Here is an 18260-nt window from a genome sequence, read left to right on the forward strand (position 1 = left end):
TGACCATCAGTTCGCGGTTTTGTTTGCGCCGTTCGTCGCTTTCAACGCCGCAAGCTCGCTTTGCAGCGCCGCGACTTGCGCTTCCAGCTGCGCAACCCGCTGCTGCGCCTTGACCTGAAGCGTTACATCTTTTTGCACGCCGATGAAATAAGTCTGCCCGTCATCGGCATTTTTTATCGTCGACAATGACAATTCGTTCCAGAACGGCGTGCCATCCTTTCTATAATTGCGCAGGATTTCCCGGCAGGATCCTCCTTCACGCAATGTCTCGCGAATCAGCTGCAGACTTGGTTGATCACGGTCTCCAGCCTGCAAAAAACGACAGTCCTGGTAGAGGATTTCCTCACTGCTATAACCGGTCATGCGCTCGAAGGCAGGGTTGACGTAAATAAGGATGTTGTCCTGCTCGCCTTCCTTTTCAGCAACCACGATTCCGTCATTCGACGCGTTGATCACCATTTGCAGCAGGCTGGCGTTGATCATCCGAGAATCCCTTCCGTTATGTCAGTGGCAGGCATTCTAGAAGAAAGCTGCGGACTGTCTATAGGCCAGCAGCTTGCATTGAGAGCCAATCGCAACTTCGCGGCATGGGCTGTTACTATCGCGGCTCTTTTTTTTCAGTTCCAGGATCAGATTGATGAAAGTCGCCATCCTCTCAGGTTCGGTCTACGGCACCGCCGAAGAAGTCGCCCGCCACGCCCAGAACCTGCTGAAAGCCGCCGGCTTTGAAACCTTCTACAACTCGCGGGCCGCGCTGGCCGATATTCAGGCGTTCGCTCCTGAGGCTCTTTTGGCCGTCACTTCGACCACTGGCATGGGCGAGCTGCCGGACAACCTGCAACCGTTGTATTCGACCCTGCGCGATCAGTTGCCTGCTTCGTTGCGCGGCCTGCCCGGCGCGGTGATTGCCCTCGGTGACGCAAGCTACGGCGACACCTTCTGCGGCGGTGGCGAGCAGATGCGCGAACTGTTTGCCGAACTGGGGGTAAACGAGGTTCAGGAAATGCTGCGCATCGACGCCAGCGAAAGCGTCACGCCGGAAACCGATGCCGAGCCGTGGCTGGCGCAGTTGATTGAAGCGCTCAAGGGCTGATTGCGGGCAGTAATCGCTGCACCTTTTAAGCGTTGTTGCGTTGAAACGGGTCAAGGCTGTTTGCCCGGCTGACTCGTTCAGTCATCAAGCTGGCTGCCAATGCAACTACGCGATTCCCTGCGCCTGACTAGACTGCTGACACGAGCAGAACAAGAAGAACGCAGAGGTGCATACAGTGAGCGTAGCCCCCGTCCAATCGTCACCGAACGTCAAAGATCAGGTCAGCGCTGCCGAGTGGCAGACCCGTGTCGATCTTGCCGCCTGTTATCGCTTGGTCGCGCTGCACGGCTGGGACGATCTGATCTTCACGCATATCTCGGCCAAGGTGCCCGGCACCGAAGATTTCCTGATCAATCCGTTTGGCCTGATGTTCCACGAGATCACCGCTTCGAGCCTGGTGAAAGTCGATCAGGCCGGCAACAAACTCATGGACAGCCCCTACGAAATCAACCCCGCCGGCTACACCATTCACAGCGCCGTCCACGAAGTGCGCCACGATGTGGTTTGCGTGCTGCATACGCACACTGCGTCAGGCGTTGCGGTGTCGGCGCAAAGGCAGGGGGTGCTGCCGATCAGTCAACAGTCACTGTTTGTGTTGTCGAGCCTGGCCTATCACGCCTACGAGGGCGTGGCCCTGAATCATGAAGAAAAGGCGCGCCTGCAAGCCGACCTCGGCGACAACAATTTCCTCATGCTGAACAACCACGGTCTGCTGACTTGTGGCGGCACTATTGCCGATACGTTTCTGATGATGTTCACCTTCCAGCGAGCCTGCGACATTCAGGTCATGGCGCAGACGGGAGGTGCCGAACTGATCGCCATCGAACCGCAGATTCTCGCCGGCGCCAAGGCAATGATTGCCGGCGTCACCAAAAGCGCTCAAGGCATGGGCGGCGCGCTGGCGTGGCCGGCGCTGCTGCGCAAACTCGACCTGCAGGATCCGGGGTATAAATTCTAATGCCACTCGCCGAGATTCCTCTGAGTGTCTGGCGCAAGCGCAGCCGGACTTTAGTCTTTCGTGGCCAGTCGATCCGCTACTGGACAGTCGGGCAGGGTGAACCGCTGTTGCTGATTCACGGTTTTCCCACCGCCAGTTGGGATTGGCACTACCTGTGGCAGCCACTGGCGCAGCGTTATCAGGTGATCGCTTGCGACATGCTCGGTTTCGGCGATTCGGCAAAACCGCGCAATCACACCTACAGCCTGCTGGAACAGGCCGATCTGCAACAGGCGCTGCTCGCCCATCTGCAGGTTGACCAAGCCGTGCACATCCTCGCCCACGACTACGGCGACAGCGTTGCTCAGGAGCTGCTCGCTCGGCACTACGAAAAACGCATTGAAGTGGCCAGTTGCGTATTCCTTAATGGCGGTCTGTTTCCGGAAACCCATCGTCCGCTGCTGATGCAGAAACTGCTGCTCAGCCCGATTGGCTGGCTGCTCGGCCGCGCCTTCAGCCGTGAGGCGCTGGTCAAAGGTTTCCGGCAGATCTTCGGCGCGCAGACCCAGCCCACTGAAAGCGAGCTGGATGACTACTGGAGTCTGGTCGAAAGCAACCATGGCCCGCGCATCCTGCATAAATTGATCACTTACATCCCCGAGCGCCGGGTGCAACGTGAGCGCTGGGTGACGGCCATGCAGCAGGGTGACATTCCCTTGCGGGTGATCGATGGCGCATTTGACCCGATCTCCGGCGTGCACATGGTCGAGCGATATCGCGAACTGATCCCTGATGCAGACACCGTGCTCTTACCCGGCATCGGCCACTATCCGCAAACCGAGGCGCCGGTGCTGGTACTCAAGCACTATCTGGCGTTCCGCGATCGTCTGGTATTGCCTCCGCGCAAGGTGGCTTACTCCTGATTCTCGCCGAGAGCACGGGCTCCCGGCGTCCGGACACTCGATCATCCCTCAGCCTTATCGCGCACCATTCAGCCGCAGCCGTGTTCGTTGTGACCCAAAGCGCCGTGCCTGACACTCGGGGCAATATCCCTTGGCCTGCTGGAGTTGCCGCGATGAATGAACCTGTGCGTTTTGAAGATAAAGTCGTGATTGTCACCGGCGCCGGTGGCGGCCTCGGGCGTGCCCATGCGCTGCTGTTCGCCAGACAGGGCGCCAAGGTGCTGGTCAACGATCTCGGTGGCTCGACGCAGGGCGAGGGCGCCAACGCTTCGGCTGCCGACCGCGTAGTGGCGGAAATCCGTGAGGCCGGCGGTATTGCCGAAGCCAACCACGACTCGGTGACTGACGGCGACAAACTGGTACAGAACGCCCTCGATGCCTTCGGCCGCGTCGACGTCGTGGTGAACAACGCCGGGATCCTGCGCGACAAGTCATTTCACAAGATGGACGACGCCGATTGGGATCTGGTCTATCGCGTCCATGTTGAAGGCGCCTACAAAGTTACCCGTGCTGCCTGGCCGCATTTGCGCGAGCAAAACTACGGTCGCGTGATTTTCACTGCGTCGACTTCTGGCATTTACGGCAATTTCGGTCAGTCCAACTACGGCATGGCCAAACTCGGGCTTTACGGGTTGACCCGAACGCTGGCGATAGAAGGGCGCAAGAACAACATTCTGGTCAACGCCATCGCTCCGACCGGTGGCACGCGCATGACCGAAGGCCTGATCCCGCCGCAAGTATTCGAGCAACTGAAGCCGGAACTGGTCAGCCCGCTGGTGGTGTACCTGGCCAGCGAGCAATGCCAGGAAACGTCCGGCCTGTTCGAGGTCGGCGGCGGCTGGATGGGCAAGGTGCGCTGGGAACGCAGCCTCGGTGCCGGCTTCGATCCGCGCGAGGGGTTCTCGCCGGAAGACGTCGCGGCGCACTGGCAGCAGATTTGTGATTTCGAAGGGGCGGCGCACCCGAAGGACAATATTGAAGCGTTGAAGGAAATGATGGCGAATTTGCAGAAGTATTCGATTTGAAATTAACGGAGCCACCAACCCTCGCGGCGGGTGGCTCCAGTTTTCAAATGTATCTTTTTTCTGTCATGAACTTGGGCGGCTTCCAGTTAGGTCCTTTGATAGCTAGGCCCTTTTCTCCCTCCAGCAAAATCCCGGCAGCGAAGAGCCGAGCGTACGATGCTTCCAGGGTCCCATGCTCGTCGATCAGGTCTCGATTGTGGCGTCTGATCATCATGTCCAGATGTGGCGTTGCCTGAAGTAACGCGAACACCGTAACTATGTCATCCAGAGGTTCATTTTTAACAATCATCTCAACGGTGCTCATTACCACATCTCCTTCAGCAATTTCTGGTAATCACGTTCTTCCTGCTCCATTGCTGCAGCCAGTGCTTCGGGCGTGTAGAGAAGTGCGGGATCGTCTTTCAACTGGAAATCTTCCAACGTTGCCGTATGCACGTTATTCCAGATCGGTGACCCGATCTCTGGCATCTCGGTATCACCAAAGCCTAAGGCTCTGAATCTTTCGAACTCCCTTATCTCGTGAGTGTAGAAACGTTTGTCAGTGTCGGAAGCTTCGAGTTCTCCGCGAGCGATTCGCTCCAGGCGATCAAGCATTACGTCATTGGCAGCTGATTGCGGAAACTTTGAAATGTGTAACTTCACGATGTCCGTTCCTTCCGATGAAACAGCGGCTGTTGCCCACTGCAAATCTGATATTTCATCTCCAATCTCGTCAGGGTTGAAACTACGCCCGCTGTGCTTCCCCTCTTCGGTCGCCCCTTCATAAGGACTACTGAACACCACATAAAGCGGCTCAATCCCCGAATCATCCGGAAACACGATGATGAATCGATCCCAGCCTTCAATCAGGATCGGGTTCAGATCCAGCCGCCCTTCAACCGCAACAACGGAAGCGCCGGAATAGGCGGGCGAACCGGTATCCACTATTGGCAAAGCGGTCGATTGGTCGCCCGGCGAGATTGCCGGCGTCCAGGTCAGGAAGTCGGTAGGCGAGTCCGATAGTGCGACCTCGTATACGTCGTTGAGCAAATCGTATGCGGCATTGAGGACCAGCACACTTGAGCGAATATGGAAGTCATCACTCGTAGCGACGAACACTTGCGTGCCAGCCCCGAGTCGCCTGACGCCTAGCCCGATCTGCATCTCCAAACTACCCTGCCGGTCCGCGATTTCATGTAGCGTCTCGGCCGGCTCGGACGACAACTCGGCCAGTGGAACGCTCATGGCGAAGCGTTCGCCGTTGCCCAGAGATGACGGCATCAATAGCGCTGCGAACCCCATCAGTACTGGACTGCCGAACAGCGCCGTGCCCGTCGCTGTCAGGGTCGCTTTGGCGGTACGTAGCGCATTGAGTATTCCCGCCGAGGTAGCCGGGCTGAGCGGGACGGCTGTCGAAGCGAAAGAAACGGCCGGGCCGTTGCTGGCCATTGCTCCAGAGGACGGAAAGACATGCTTCCTGTCCTCCTGTAACCGAGGCTGTTCTGCCGCATGGGCCAGCGCCGTTGCTTCAGCTTTGGCTTGTGCCTCGGCCTGGGCGATTTTCAACTTAGCCAGCCGCTCTTTCTCCCGAGCTTCAGCCTCGGCATTAAGGCGCGCGGTCTCAGCCGCCAATCGAGCCTGTTCGGCATCCCGACGCTGTTGCTCCGCCAACGCGGCCAGACGCGCCTGTTCGCGTGCGCGGATTTCTTCCTGCTCCCGGCGCATCGCTTCGGCAATGTCACGCTGGCGCAGATCCAGTTCTAACGGTGGAGGCTTTGGCATATTCATGTCCTTTTGAATGTGCGTTTTCACTCGCTCGAAAAGTGCGCACGGGTGGCGATGACATCCGTGTCACCAGCGAATGGTTGAGGTGTTTCAAGTTACCTCAGAGTGGCGGTAATCAAATCCGAGAAGCCCGTCAGTAACAGGGCGTTATGTCGAAAGGGTTTTCGCTGGTTTTTATCGATGCAGAGGGTATTCATCCGAGCTTCGAAGAAATGTCTGACGCGCTGATCGCAAGCTTTGCCGAACCGCTATCCAGCCTTTTTGAACGCCCATAAAAAAGGCCGCTGCAAACGCAGCGGCCAAGGTAAGACGTTGGATCAAGGAGCTACAAATCAACGTCAGTGAACACCGGGGCGGTAAACCGAAAACATCGATTTATCCAGAATCTGTAGCCAGTCGCTCGCGATTCAGCGTAGCGGGCTTCGCGCTTTGCGGCGTGTGCCGGGAAAGCGCGATCAGAATAAGGTCTCAAGCCTGTAGGAAAAATACCGATTCCAGACATGCACTGTTACGGGGCGCGCAACAGTGGCGTGCGCATGGATGGCGCTGATGACGCGCTATCCAGCCAGTCCATGAACCGCCCCAGGCCCCGCCGTGCAAGGCCATTCATCCTTTCGAGCGACAACGCAAATACCTCCTTGGTGCGCTTATCGACCGCAGCGCCCGGCAGTAGGGTGGGGCCTTCTGTCACTCACCGGGGAAGACGCATGACAAAAACAACAATGCGCGCCATCTTCACACCGCAGGCGCTTGCCGCTGCGGTGGCTCTGGGTTGCGGCGCCCAGGCGCACGCGGTCGCCTTCAACATCGGCGAAATCGAAGGCACCTTCGACTCGTCACTTTCGGTCGGCGCGAGCTGGGGCCTGCGCGATGCCGACAGTTCGCTGGTCGGCACGGTAAATGGCGGCAGCGGACAATCGTCCACCGGTGATGACGGGCGGCTGAATTTCAAGAAGGGCGAAACCTTCTCGAAAATCTTCAAGGGTATCCACGACCTCGAACTGAAGTACGGCGATACCGGCGTGTTCGTGCGGGGCAAATACTGGTACGACTTCGAACTCAAGGACGAAGACCGCGAGTTCAAACAGATCAGCGACAGTGGCCGCAAGGAAGGCGCCAAGTCTTCCGGCGCGCAGATCCTCGATGCTTTCGTTTATCACAACTACGCCATCGCTGATTTGCCCGGCACCGTGCGGGCCGGCAAGCAGGTGGTGAGCTGGGGCGAAAGTACCTTTATCGGCAACTCGATCAACAGCATCAACCCGGTTGACGTCTCAGCATTTCGCCGTCCCGGTGCCGAGATCAAGGAAGGCCTGATTCCGGTGAACATGCTGTTTGGTTCGCAGAGCCTGACCGACAAACTTTCGGTCGAAGGCTTCTACCAACTGGAGTGGGACCAGACCGTTCTCGACAACTGCGGCACCTTCTTTGGCGTCGACGTCGCGGCGGATGGTTGCAACAACGGCTACACCGTCGGCAGTCCGGCGGTGGCGCCACTGGTGCCGCTGACCACCGCGTTCGGCCAAGGCATTCAGGTCACCCGCGAGGGCGTGGTGATTCCCCGTGGCGGCGATCGCGATGCGCGCGATTCCGGGCAGTGGGGCACGGCGCTGCGCTGGCTCGGCGAAGACACCGAGTACGGCCTCTACTTCATGAACTACCACAGCCGTACGCCGACGGTCGGCACCACCACGGCGGGGCTGTCGACACTGGCGGCATTGCCAGGCATGGTCGGCATTGCCAACGGCCTCGCGCCTGGCAGCGGTGCGGGGCTGGCGCAAAGCGTGATGCTCGGGCGCGGTCAGTATTACCTCGAATATCCGGAAGACATTCGTCTGTACGGCGCGAGTTTCTCCACCACGCTGCCCACCGGCACCGCGTGGACCGGCGAGGTCAGCTACCGGCCGAACGCGCCGGTGCAGGTCAACACCAACGACCTGACCCTGGCGCTGGTCAACCCGATTGCCGGCGGCACCGCATCGCCACTCGCTACTTCGCCGGGTGCGGACAACAAAGGCTACCGGCGCAAGGAAGTCACGCAGATCCAGAGCACCCTCACGCACTTCTTCGATCAGGTGCTCGGCGCCGAACGTTTGACTGTGGTCGGCGAAGCGGCGGTGGTGCATGTCGGTGGTCTGGAGTCCCGCAGTGAGCTGCGTTACGGCCGTGATTCGGTCTACGGTCAGTACGGATTCGGCGGCGATACCGACGGCTTCGTCACCTCGACTTCGTGGGGCTATCGCGCCCGGGCGATTCTCGATTACGCCAACGTCATCGGCGGGATCAACCTCAAGCCCAACCTGTCGTGGTCCCATGACGTCGCCGGTTACGGCCCCAACGGTCTGTTCAACGAAGGTGCGAAAGCCATCAGCTTCGGCGTCGATGCCGACTACCGCAACACCTACACCGCAAGCCTGAGTTACACCGACTTTTTCGGTGGCGACTACAACGTCCTCGAAGACCGTGACTTCGTGGCCCTGAGCTTCGGCGTGAACTTCTGATCTGCCCGAGAAGGATGACTGCAATGCGCAAAACGATTCTGCAATGTGGCGTGCTGGCCTTGAGTCTGCTGGCCGCCAACGTGATGGCGGCGGTGTCGCCGGATGAGGCGAACAAACTTGGCACCAGCCTGACCCCGCTCGGCGCCGAGAAGGCCGGCAATGCGGACGGTTCGATCCCGGCCTGGACCGGCGGCATCCCGAAAAACGCCGGTGCGGTGGACAGCAAGGGCTTTCTCGCCGACCCGTTTGCCAACGAAAAACCGTTGTTCACCATCACCGCCGCGAACGTCGAGCAGTACAAAAGCAAGCTCTCCGATGGCCAGGTGGCGATGTTCAAACGCTACCCGGAAACCTACAAGATCCCGGTCTACCCGACCCACCGCACCGTGGGTGCGCCAGCGGAAATCTACGAGTCGGCCAAGCGCAGCGCGCTGAACGTCAACGCGATCAACGATGGCAACGGCCTGGCCAATTTCACTGGCAATCGCTACTACGCTTTCCCGATTCCGAAGAACGGCGTCGAGGTGCTGTGGAACCACATCACCCGCTACCACGGTGGCAATCTGCGGCGGATCATCACCCAAGTCACGCCGCAGACCAACGGCAGTTACACGCCGATCCGCTTCGAAGAAGAGATCGCCGTGCCGCAATTGATGAAAGACATCGACCCGGATAAAGCCGCCAACGTGCTGACCTTCTTCAAGCAATCGGTGACCGCCCCGGCGCGGCTGGCCGGTAACGTGCTGCTGGTGCACGAAACCCTCGATCAGGTGAAGGAACCGCGTCTGGCGTGGATCTATAACGCCGGTCAACGCCGGGTCCGGCGCGCACCGCAAGTGGCCTATGACGGCCCGGGTACAGCGGCCGATGGCCTGAGGACTTCCGACAACTTCGACATGTTCTCCGGCGCGCCGGATCGCTACGACTGGAAACTGGTCGGCAAGAAGGAAATGTACATTCCCTACAACAGCTACAAGCTCGACTCGCCGAAGCTCAAGTACGACGACATCGTCAAGGCCGGGCACATCAATCAGGACCTGACCCGTTACGAACTGCACCGCGTCTGGGAAGTGATCGGCACGGTGAAACCGAACGAGCGGCACATCTACGCCAAGCGCCACATGTACATCGACGAGGACAGCTGGCAAGTGGCACTGGCCGATCACTACGACGGTCGCGGGCAACTGTGGCGCGTCGCCGAAGGTCACGCCCAGTACTACTACGATCATCAGGCCCAGGCTTACACGCTGGAAGCGCTCTACGACATCATTGCCGGCCGCTACATTGCGTTGGGCATGAAGAACGAAGAGAAGCACAGCTTCGAATTCGGCTTCGAAGCCAAGGCTGCCGATTACACTCCGTCGGCCCTGCGCGCCGAGGGCGTGCGGTAACGGGTCTGCTGCACCGCTGGACAAAAGGCGACCGCACGGTCGCCTTTTTTATGGCCATCGATCAGCGTGCTGAATACTCGTCAACAAGGGCGCGGGAGAGGGCTAGGGTGAGCGCACAACGATAAGAAGGCTCACCCGATGACCGCCATGACCCCGTGCCTGGATCGACCCGGATTTTTGCCCAGGCTTTCTTCGCATCATCAACCTCGCAGCCGTTTGAGCGCACCTTTGCTGGCATCCAGCGCGCGGGTGAAGCTGTTGTGCGCGCCCGCGGGCAGTGGCAAAACCGCACTGCTCACCGAATGTCTTCTTCAGGCGCGTGCAGAGTGCGAGGCAATCTGGCTGCCGCTGGCGGGAGCGGCGCTCAGCAGCGAAGAATTCTGCCTGCGTCTGACGCGGGCGCTCGGGCTGGTCGAAGGCCTCGACGATACGCAACTGATGGCGGAGCTGGCCCATTGGTCGAGGCCGACTTCGCTGTTTATCGACGATTACAGTCGGCTGCCGGATCCGGCTGTGGATGCTCTGCTGGATCGCTTGCTGACGGTCAGCAGCCCGGCGCTCACTTGGTGGATCAGCACTCGCCGCCGGCCGCAGTGCAACTGGCCGCGCCTGTTGCTCGATGACGAACTCTACGAATTCGAAAGCGCCAGCCTGGCGCTGACTCACGATGAAGTGGTATCGGTCCTGCACCATTTGCCGCCAGACCAGGCGGAGCGTGTCGCTGCCCGTATCATCCAGCGTACCGGCGGCTGGTGCGCGGGGGCGCGCATAGCGCTCCTGCAACAGTGCGACTGGTCGCAAAACCTGCAACCGCAGCAGCGTGTCGACACTCTGCTCGATTATCTGCAGCACGAACTGTTCAGCAACCTGACCCCGGAGCAGGACGAGGCATGGCGTGTGCTGGCTCATCTGCCACGGTTCAACGCGCCGTTATGCGAGCATTTGTTCGGCCCTGGCGAAGGCGCTCAGCTGCTGCGTGATCTGCAAGTGCTCGGCTGCTTCATCGAGCCTTGGCAAGCGTCCGCTGACTGGCTCCAGGTGTTCCGCCCGCTGTCGCGAATCATCCAGGAGTCGCACTGGCCGTGTGCGCGTTCCTGGCACCGGCGCGCCTGTCAGTGGTTCAGCGCGACGCAGGATTGGCGAGCGGCGTTCGAGCAAGCGTTGTTGGCCGAGGAATACGAAACTGCCGTCAGCCTGTTGCAGCATTTCGGCTTCGAAGACTTGTTCGAAGACCAGACGGTCGTCCTGCTGTTGCGTTTGCACGAGCAGCAAAGCCAGCAGCTGACCCTGATGACACCCCAGCTGATCGTGCTGGTCACGGGCGCCTTATTGTTTGCCGGCCGGTTCGAACAGGCCGGGCAATGCCTGGCTCATCTCGGCCGCTTCATGCCACAACCGACAGCGCAGCTGGAACAGCAACTGCTGGCCCGCTGGCAGGCGCAACAGGGATGGCTGTTTCACCTGCAAGGGCAAATGGAGCCGGCACGCGCCTGCTTTCAGGAGGCGTTGTCTGCGCTGGCTGACGAGGCCTGGCAGGCCCGTGTGATGTGCCTGTCGGGACTGACCCAGCAGGCGTTGCTGTGCGGTGAGCTCGATCAGGCCCATGCCCTCAACCGCGAGGCGCTGTGCCTGGCGCGGGCTCACGGCTCGTTGCTGTTCGAAGGCTTGCTTGAGCTTGACCATGCGCAATGGCTCGAGCAGCGAGGCGCGCCTTTGCGTGCGGAAAGCCTGCTGGTGGAGATCGAGCACTTGCTGCGTCAACGCAGCATGGTGCCCACGCCGCTGCTCGGCCGTATCGCCCTGCGACGCGGACGACTGGCGCTGTGCATGGGCCTTGAAGAGCAGGCTGCGCAGCTGTTCAGCCAAGGCCTTGAAGATTGCTTGCGCAGCCAGGACAAGCGGGTCCTGTATGGTTATCTGGGGCAGGCGCAACTGGCCGGCAATCGCGGCGATTATGCCTGCGCTTTCGAGCGCCTGCGCGAGGCCGAAAGGGTCATGCAGCAGCGGCAGATTCCCGATACGGTCTATCGCGGGGTTGTATTGCAGGTCAGCAGCCAGTTCTGGTTGCAGCAGGGCAGACCGCATCTTGTCCAAGAAGCGTTGAGCCGACTGTTACGGCATTACCGGGGACCTTCTGCGTTGCAGGCGCCACCCGCGACGTTCGAGCTGATTATCCGCATCGAATACCTGCTGGCCTGCGCGAATGCGCAATCGGTCCCTGACGAAACCGCTCTGCCCACCATTGAACGATTGCTGAAACGCGCTCAGGCCAAGGGCATGCTGGCGGCAGAAACAGAGTTGCTGCTGGCCTTCGCCCAGTTGGCCGAATCGAACGGTGACACGGTGGCGGCGCAGCAAGCTTTCCAGCGAGCCGCAACGCTGGCGGAGCGCTGCCGGTTGCAGCAAGCCATGCGCGAGTGGGAATTACGCCGAGGCAGCGTCGGCACGGCGTGTGGCAAGCAGATTCCTGTCTGGCTGAGCGATAACGCTGATCATGCCCCAGGCCTCAGTCGACGCGAGCGCGAAGTGCTGGCATTGATTGCTCAGGGTGCTTCGAATCAGCAGGTTGCCGAACAACTGTTTATTTCATTGCATACAGTAAAAACCCATGCGCGGCGTATTAATGGAAAGTTGGGTGTGGAGCGCAGAACTCAAGCGGTGGCAAAAGCAAAGTTGATGGGGATACTGATTTAGGTTGTGATGTTTTGCAGTACAAAAGATTGCATGTGTTTGTTGGCATGTTTTGTAAATTGTTCTCCCTTCAAGTTGCCTGAAAAAGAAACTACCTTGCAACTATCTACAGTGGCTGTGTTCGCAGCTCTGGATAGTCAAGTAAGGAAAAGATGTGGTCAAGTTATATAAAAGTCTGATGCGTGGTTCTTTGGGTGAGCAAGTTACCTGGCCTGAAGAGTGGGAAAAAGCAATCCAGGCAAAAGAAGATCTTTTCAAGATTGTCGACGCCATGCCGAGCGTGCTGGATATTCTTCGCAGCATGCTTGGCAGTGAATTGAAGCGTTTGGGCAAGACAATCGATATTGACAAGGTTTATATCAATACGGACTCGGCTTTTCCCGATAATGGAAGTCGTCCTTCTGGCACTCTTTGGGAAGTGACTGTTCATTGTCTTGATAATAATGTCAGCCCCGCTTACATAATGGGCGGGGATGGGGTTTATTCTCTGCCGGACACCCGGAATGAGCAGTTCAAGGTCAGTGCTCTCAATGTCCTTATTGTCGAGGATCTGATTGCTGCGGTGACCACCGGGTTGCAAAAGACATTGCAAACCGAGATCGCAAAGTTCTGGGCGGCGCCAGCCAGGTCCATGCGACCGGACACGGCACCGTTGTCCAATAAGCAGGCTTTCATCGAAGCCTGCGCCGTGGTCACCAGTGCAGAGCTTTCGCTGTCGGTCATGGCCAATAATTTTGACGCCTGGTTGGGCGAGCGATTCGCTCATCTACTTGACGCAGATGGCGGTCGCGCAGCGTTTGAAGTCAGGCTGCAACCTGAACAGGATTACCTGCTGTCGCTTCAGCCTTGTTTCGTTCTGGACAACGCCGAGCGTGCGGATGCAGAAATGCCGCTGGTGAATGAGTCAACCTCTTATCTGCTGCATACGCCGGAAAACGGCTTTGAATTTTTTGAAAAAAATATCGATCTGCATAGCAAACTTCAGCAGCGACTGTCCCTGGGTGGAGACCAGATCAGGTATCTGAAAGCTGCGCAAAGTCCTCATGCATTTTGTGCCGAGGCTCACCTCAAGGGTCAGCTTGAAAGTGTTTCACTCTTGATCGGTGGCCAGGAACAACTGGCAAAACCGCTGACTTCCATGCTGCAGGACAATCAAGGCCTGCATGTGCTGCGTTACGGCATCGAAACCCGCTTCTATCTGCTGTGGGCTGCATTGAAACGCACCGATTGGCCGCTATGGCTGCATGCCGCGGGTAGCGATATGCAACAGCGCTATAGCGAGCTTGAAGAGTCGCGGGATCAATACCAGGCTGTCTACTCAAACACCTTCGATGCCTGTTTTTCATTCAAGGATTATGTAGTGCGCACATTCGCCGAATGGGCGGACAGGGTACTTGGTGAACAACTGGATCCGGAATCGATAAGTGTCCATAGCTCGTACAGTCTGCAAATTGCCGGGCGTACTATCGAACAGGAAGAAACCCGAACGCTGACGGAGTTTATTGTTTTCGGGCTGCACGACACTGGTTATAAAGCGGCTCTGACTATAATCGGCGCTCCCGCCGGAAGTCGGTTGACGGCAGTAGCGCTTGAACAGTGGCTGGAAAATCGTAACCTGCGACTGGAATTTACCGGCAGTCTTGCATACTCGCCCTCGGTGGCTTACCAAGAGGCTTATCGCAACTATCTCTGCAGTCAGATGGAGTTCGCGGCTTTTGTTGCTCGTCACTCCGGGAAACTGGATTCCACTGATGCCAATATCATCGCGCGGGCCATGGCCAATGATCCTGCGGTGACGGTTCAGGGAATGCGAATCCGATCCCAGGTGCCGGCGTTGAAAGAGGTCCTGATCATTTCGGCCCGAGAGTATGTACCGTCGCTGATGTTGATCAAATCGCCTGCCGGTGAATTCGAACTGCATAAATTTGCCGATATCTACGCGGCAAACCGCTGGCTGGAGTCGGCGTTGTCCGCAGATCGTGAATACGCTGCATTGCTGATCCATCCGGACTATCTGCACGAAGCGGGTGAGTTGCTCGGCAGCGCTCGTACACAACTGAGCTATCGCTATACGCTCGATAGCCGACCGGTTGATCTCGGCCTGAATCCCAAAGCACAGCTGGCTGATTACGCAAATGCCGCTTACCGCGCCGAAGTTGCCTTGCACAAGGCCATTGCACCGGCCGGTTATCGAGCACTTGGCGTCGAGGGCCGCAAGCGCTATTCGCGTCTGAGCACCGAATTCAAGGCACTGTCCATGGTTGATGCGCGAGACAATGGTTTTCCGACATTCGAGCAATTCACTTATGACTCGGTGAAAGCTCAGATCGAAGACATTTTGCGTTCGCGTGGCAGTAACGTTTCGGTCGATCCCGACCAGATCATTGTGCAAACCGAAGACTTTCGTAAGAGCGTTACCGACGTTTTGCTTGAAGGACTCGCTTTTGAAGCGGCGCACCCGTCCTACGAAACGAAATTCAGCCCGAAATACTATTTGGTCAACGGCCATCCCATCGTTGAAAAACTGGATATCCGCGACCTGTCCTCGCTGTCGAAAACATTCCGTCCCGGCGACAGATATACCGCCATGCTGAGAGAGCAATATCAGAACAAGGCCCATCCTGATTACTCATTCAAACGCGCTGTACACGCCCGGAAAATCCGTTGTGAGATGTACCGCAATGCGTTTGCCGACTTTACCAACGGCAGATTAACCACTGAATCTTTCTCTGCTGTCCAACGGGTTATCGACAATCTGAAAGAAGGTGGCGGCTATCCATCAATCGTCAATAGCGTCTCCGAAGGCGACATCGGGCTGTATAAATTCAACATCGGCACGCTGGGTCTGACGGCTGCCGGGGACCGTACAGTGGGTGGCGTTTATATTTTTCGACTGAAGTTATCGTCAGGTTTCTTCGACTTGCTCTATACGCCTGACGCGCCGGATCAAGTCAGCTTCCGGCCGATCGCCGAGTTCATTCCTTCGATTCGTTTTCGGAAAGGCCCGTTCAGGACCTACTACAGCGAGCGGATACTGCTGATTGACCAGAAAGTGATCAATGATTACTTCGATAATCTGGTCGCAACGGTTGATACCCGACCGGTCATTCGCACGCAGCAGCGTTCGTTACTGCCCGATCTGTTCACTTTTCACGACGAGCGAGTGCGCCGTGTATTGAGTGACATCGACGAACGGACCACCAGTCTCAATGAAATAATTGCCGCCCTGGTTTATGAAAACCTGTTGAAGGCCGCAAACATCGTCAGCCTGGTGGTGCCACCCGTAGGCACTGTGGTGGTGGCTGTGCAGGTGATGAAAAGCATCTACGACGCGTCGCAGTCGCACCGACGGGGTGATTATTCGGCCGCGCTGGGGCATGTGCAGGATGTATTGAGCGGACTGCTGACATTGGGTCAGGCTGCAGCGGCGGGGGCGCCGGTTAAAGAACTTACCCGTGCGCAACGCTCCTTTCTAAGTCTGTTTGAAGACGCCCGCACGGTCGCGGAACTCGTAACGTATTACACCGGCCATGAAGACCCCGCCGATGAGCTGATCGGTTTCTTCAAGTCACTGATGCAAGAGGGTGACAGCGCATTGAGCAAGACCACGGTGCGTTGAGTCGTTTCGAGCGCACATAAGCATTACTTAACTTTCGTAACCCATGCGCCAACTCACGGCCCGCGTCGCAGCCAACAACCGCTGCGCCGCCGGGCCGTTTTCGTCGGCGTGGAACAGCGAGGTCGGGCCGACGATGGTCAGCACCGCAGCGATCTGGCCGACCGCGTTGAACACTGGCGCAGAAAGCGCATCCACACCCGGCATCAACAAACCATGCACGTGATGCAGACCGCGTTCGCGGATCTGTTCACACAGCGCTGCATAGGCTGTCTCATCCTTGAGCGGATGCTCCGCGACAGCGATTTCCTGCTCGCGCAATTCATCGGTTTCCCGGTGCGGCAGGTAAGCGCTGAACACCAGCCCGGTGGACGAGCTGAGCAGCGGCAGCACCGAACCCAATTGCGTCACCACCGTCACCGCGCGCACCGCCGGTTCGATATGCACCACGGTTGCGCCCTGATTGCCCCACACCGCGAGAAAGCAGGTTTCGTTGAGTTCGTCGCGCAACTCGGACAGCGGCAGGGCGGCGACCTTCAGCACGTCCATGCTGTTGAGTGCGGCCAGGCCCACCCGCAGCGCTTCGCGACCGAGGCCGTAATGGTTGGTGGCGGCGTTCTGTTCGGCAAATCCCGAAGCAATCAACGCCTGCAGATAGCGATGCACCTTGCTCGCCGGCATCTGCACGTGTTCGGCCAGACGCGACAGCGAAGTCGACGGTGACAACTCGGCCAAAGCCTTGAGGATGTCGGTGCCGACCTCGGCGGAGCGGACTTTCTGTTTGCCGTTGCTGTCGCTGGTTTTTTCCATGGGGCTGGCGGTTCCGGTTCGAATGGGCGTCTTTATAGCTTGACGCTGGATAGCGAGCAAATTACGTTATGCGTAATCGGATTACGATAATAACAACCCCGGCGTGCCGAGACCTCTGAGCCAGAGCGATGGGCCATTGCCGACTCCCTGTTCAGGAGGCTCCATGAACCTCGATTCAACCGCGCAGGACCTGGTTTACCAGTCCGGCTTCGGCAACGAATTCAGCACTGAAGCGTTGCCCGGCGCGCTGCCCGTTGGCCAGAATTCCCCGCAAAAAGCCCCGTACGGCCTGTATACCGAATTGTTCTCCGGCACCGCGTTCACCACGCCGCGCAGTGAAGCGCGCCGCACCTGGATGTACCGGATTCAGCCATCGGCCAACCACCCGGCGTTCGTCAAACTGGAACGGCAACTGGCCGGCGGACCGTTGGGTGAAGTGACGCCCAATCGCCTGCGCTGGAATCCCCTGGAGCTGCCGACCGAACCGACGGATTTCATCGATGGCCTGGTCAGCATGGCCGCCAACGCCGGCGCCGAGAAACCGTCCGGCATCAGCATTTATAACTACACCGCCAACCGTTCGATGGAGCGGGTGTTCTTCAACGCTGACGGTGAAATGCTGCTGGTGCCGCAACTCGGTCGCCTGCGTATCGCCACCGAACTGGGCGTACTCGAAGTGGCGCCGCTGGAAATCGTCGTGCTGCCGCGTGGCCTGAAATTTCGCGTCGAACTGCTCGATCCACAGGCACGCGGCTACCTCGCCGAGAACCATGGCGCGCCGCTGCGCCTGCCAGATCTGGGGCCGATCGGCAGCAACGGTCTGGCCAATCCCCGGGATTTCCTCACCCCGGTCGCTGCCTACGAAAACCTGCAGCACCCGACTACTTTGGTGCAGAAATTTCTTGGCCAGTTGTGGGCCACTGAACTCAATCACTCACCGCTCAATGTGGTCGCTTGGCACGGTAACAACGTGCCGTACAAATACGACCTGCGCCGTTTCAACACCATTGGCACGGTGAGTTTCGATCATCCCGATCCTTCGATCTTCACCGTATTGACCTCGCCGACCAGCGTGCACGGTCTGGCCAACCTCGATTTCGTGATCTTCCCGCCGCGCTGGATGGTCGCCGAAAACACCTTCCGGCCACCGTGGTTCCACCGCAACCTGATGAACGAATTCATGGGCCTGATCCAGGGCGAATACGACGCCAAGGCCGAAGGCTTCGTGCCCGGTGGCGCTTCGCTGCACAGTTGCATGAGCGCCCACGGCCCCGACGGCGAGACCTGCACCAGGGCGATCAACGCCGAGCTTGCACCTGCGAAAATCGATAACACCATGGCCTTCATGTTCGAGACCAGCCAGGTGCTGCGCCCAAGCCGTTTCGCCCTCGACTGCCCTCAATTGCAATCCAGTTATGACGCTTGCTGGGCCTCGCTGCCCGCCACGTTCGACCCGACCCGGAGATAACC

Annotated in this window: 13 protein-coding genes; 9 read left to right on the forward strand and 4 right to left on the reverse strand. The window is 58.5% G+C overall.

Going from position 1 to position 18260, the window contains the following annotated elements:
• Positions 1 to 6 precede the first annotated feature (6 nt).
• Positions 7 to 483, reverse strand: a complete 477-nt coding sequence (locus tag AAEZ10_RS17375) for a PAS domain-containing protein (protein ID WP_016771648.1) — start codon at positions 481 to 483, stop codon at positions 7 to 9.
• Between the two features lie 154 nt (positions 484 to 637).
• Between AAEZ10_RS17375 and AAEZ10_RS17380 the strand changes: the two genes are divergently transcribed.
• The 4 genes from AAEZ10_RS17380 to AAEZ10_RS17395 all read left to right on the forward strand — a co-directional run bounded on the left by AAEZ10_RS17380 (position 638) and on the right by AAEZ10_RS17395 (position 4017).
• A complete protein-coding gene (locus tag AAEZ10_RS17380) occupies positions 638 to 1093 on the forward strand; it encodes a flavodoxin (RefSeq protein WP_056782981.1) in 456 nt (151 codons plus the stop codon).
• Positions 1094 to 1268: 175 nt separating this feature from the next.
• Positions 1269 to 2051: a class II aldolase/adducin family protein gene (locus AAEZ10_RS17385; protein WP_073473740.1), complete on the forward strand. Its 783-nt coding sequence runs from the start codon at positions 1269 to 1271 to the stop codon at positions 2049 to 2051.
• The gene (locus AAEZ10_RS17390; protein ID WP_122747696.1) at positions 2051 to 2953 is read left to right on the forward strand and encodes an alpha/beta fold hydrolase; all 903 of its coding nucleotides are present in this window, start codon (positions 2051 to 2053) and stop codon (positions 2951 to 2953) included. The genes AAEZ10_RS17385 and AAEZ10_RS17390 overlap by 1 nt, the downstream gene beginning before the upstream one ends.
• Before the next feature lie 152 nt (positions 2954 to 3105).
• Positions 3106 to 4017 (forward strand): SDR family oxidoreductase, encoded by a 912-nt coding sequence (locus AAEZ10_RS17395; RefSeq protein ID WP_056782986.1) that lies wholly within the window; start codon positions 3106 to 3108, stop codon positions 4015 to 4017.
• Between the two features lie 43 nt (positions 4018 to 4060).
• On the opposite strand, the gene AAEZ10_RS17400 is transcribed toward AAEZ10_RS17395, so the two are convergent.
• Both AAEZ10_RS17400 and AAEZ10_RS17405 read right to left on the reverse strand, forming a co-directional pair.
• Entirely contained in the window at positions 4061 to 4321 is a 261-nt protein-coding gene (locus AAEZ10_RS17400) for a hypothetical protein (protein WP_071174416.1), read from the reverse strand.
• Positions 4321 to 5778, reverse strand: coding sequence for an S-type pyocin domain-containing protein (locus AAEZ10_RS17405; protein ID WP_350570245.1), 1458 nt, complete (start codon positions 5776 to 5778; stop codon positions 4321 to 4323). Before AAEZ10_RS17405 ends, AAEZ10_RS17400 begins: the two co-directional genes overlap by 1 nt.
• A gap of 710 nt (positions 5779 to 6488) precedes the next feature.
• On the opposite strand from AAEZ10_RS17405, the gene AAEZ10_RS17410 reads away from it, so the two are divergent.
• The 4 genes from AAEZ10_RS17410 (at position 6489) to AAEZ10_RS17425 (ending at position 15983) form a co-directional block, all read left to right on the forward strand.
• Positions 6489 to 8282, forward strand: coding sequence for a DUF1302 domain-containing protein (locus tag AAEZ10_RS17410; RefSeq protein WP_038860649.1), 1794 nt, complete (start codon positions 6489 to 6491; stop codon positions 8280 to 8282).
• Positions 8283 to 8305: 23 nt separating this feature from the next.
• On the forward strand, positions 8306 to 9673 hold the full coding sequence (locus AAEZ10_RS17415; protein WP_016771641.1) for a DUF1329 domain-containing protein: 1368 nt from the start codon (positions 8306 to 8308) through the stop codon (positions 9671 to 9673).
• A 138-nt stretch (positions 9674 to 9811) separates the two neighbouring features.
• Positions 9812 to 12367: a LuxR C-terminal-related transcriptional regulator gene (locus AAEZ10_RS17420; protein WP_350570248.1), complete on the forward strand. Its 2556-nt coding sequence runs from the start codon at positions 9812 to 9814 to the stop codon at positions 12365 to 12367.
• Positions 12368 to 12518: 151 nt separating this feature from the next.
• Entirely contained in the window at positions 12519 to 15983 is a 3465-nt protein-coding gene (locus tag AAEZ10_RS17425) for a dermonecrotic toxin domain-containing protein (RefSeq protein WP_350570250.1), read from the forward strand.
• A 27-nt stretch (positions 15984 to 16010) separates the two neighbouring features.
• Here the strand turns inward: AAEZ10_RS17425 and AAEZ10_RS17430 are convergent, their stop codons facing one another.
• Positions 16011 to 16790, reverse strand: a complete 780-nt coding sequence (locus AAEZ10_RS17430) for an IclR family transcriptional regulator (protein WP_024011648.1) — start codon at positions 16788 to 16790, stop codon at positions 16011 to 16013.
• Between the two features lie 163 nt (positions 16791 to 16953).
• On the opposite strand from AAEZ10_RS17430, the gene hmgA reads away from it, so the two are divergent.
• Positions 16954 to 18258: a homogentisate 1,2-dioxygenase gene (gene hmgA / locus AAEZ10_RS17435; protein ID WP_350570252.1), complete on the forward strand. Its 1305-nt coding sequence runs from the start codon at positions 16954 to 16956 to the stop codon at positions 18256 to 18258.
• Positions 18259 to 18260: the final 2 nt, after the last annotated feature.

The organism is Pseudomonas sp. H26/SER47-MNA-CIBAN-0231, assembly GCF_040310465.1.
Lineage (GTDB): Bacteria > Pseudomonadota > Gammaproteobacteria > Pseudomonadales > Pseudomonadaceae > Aquipseudomonas > Aquipseudomonas atacamensis.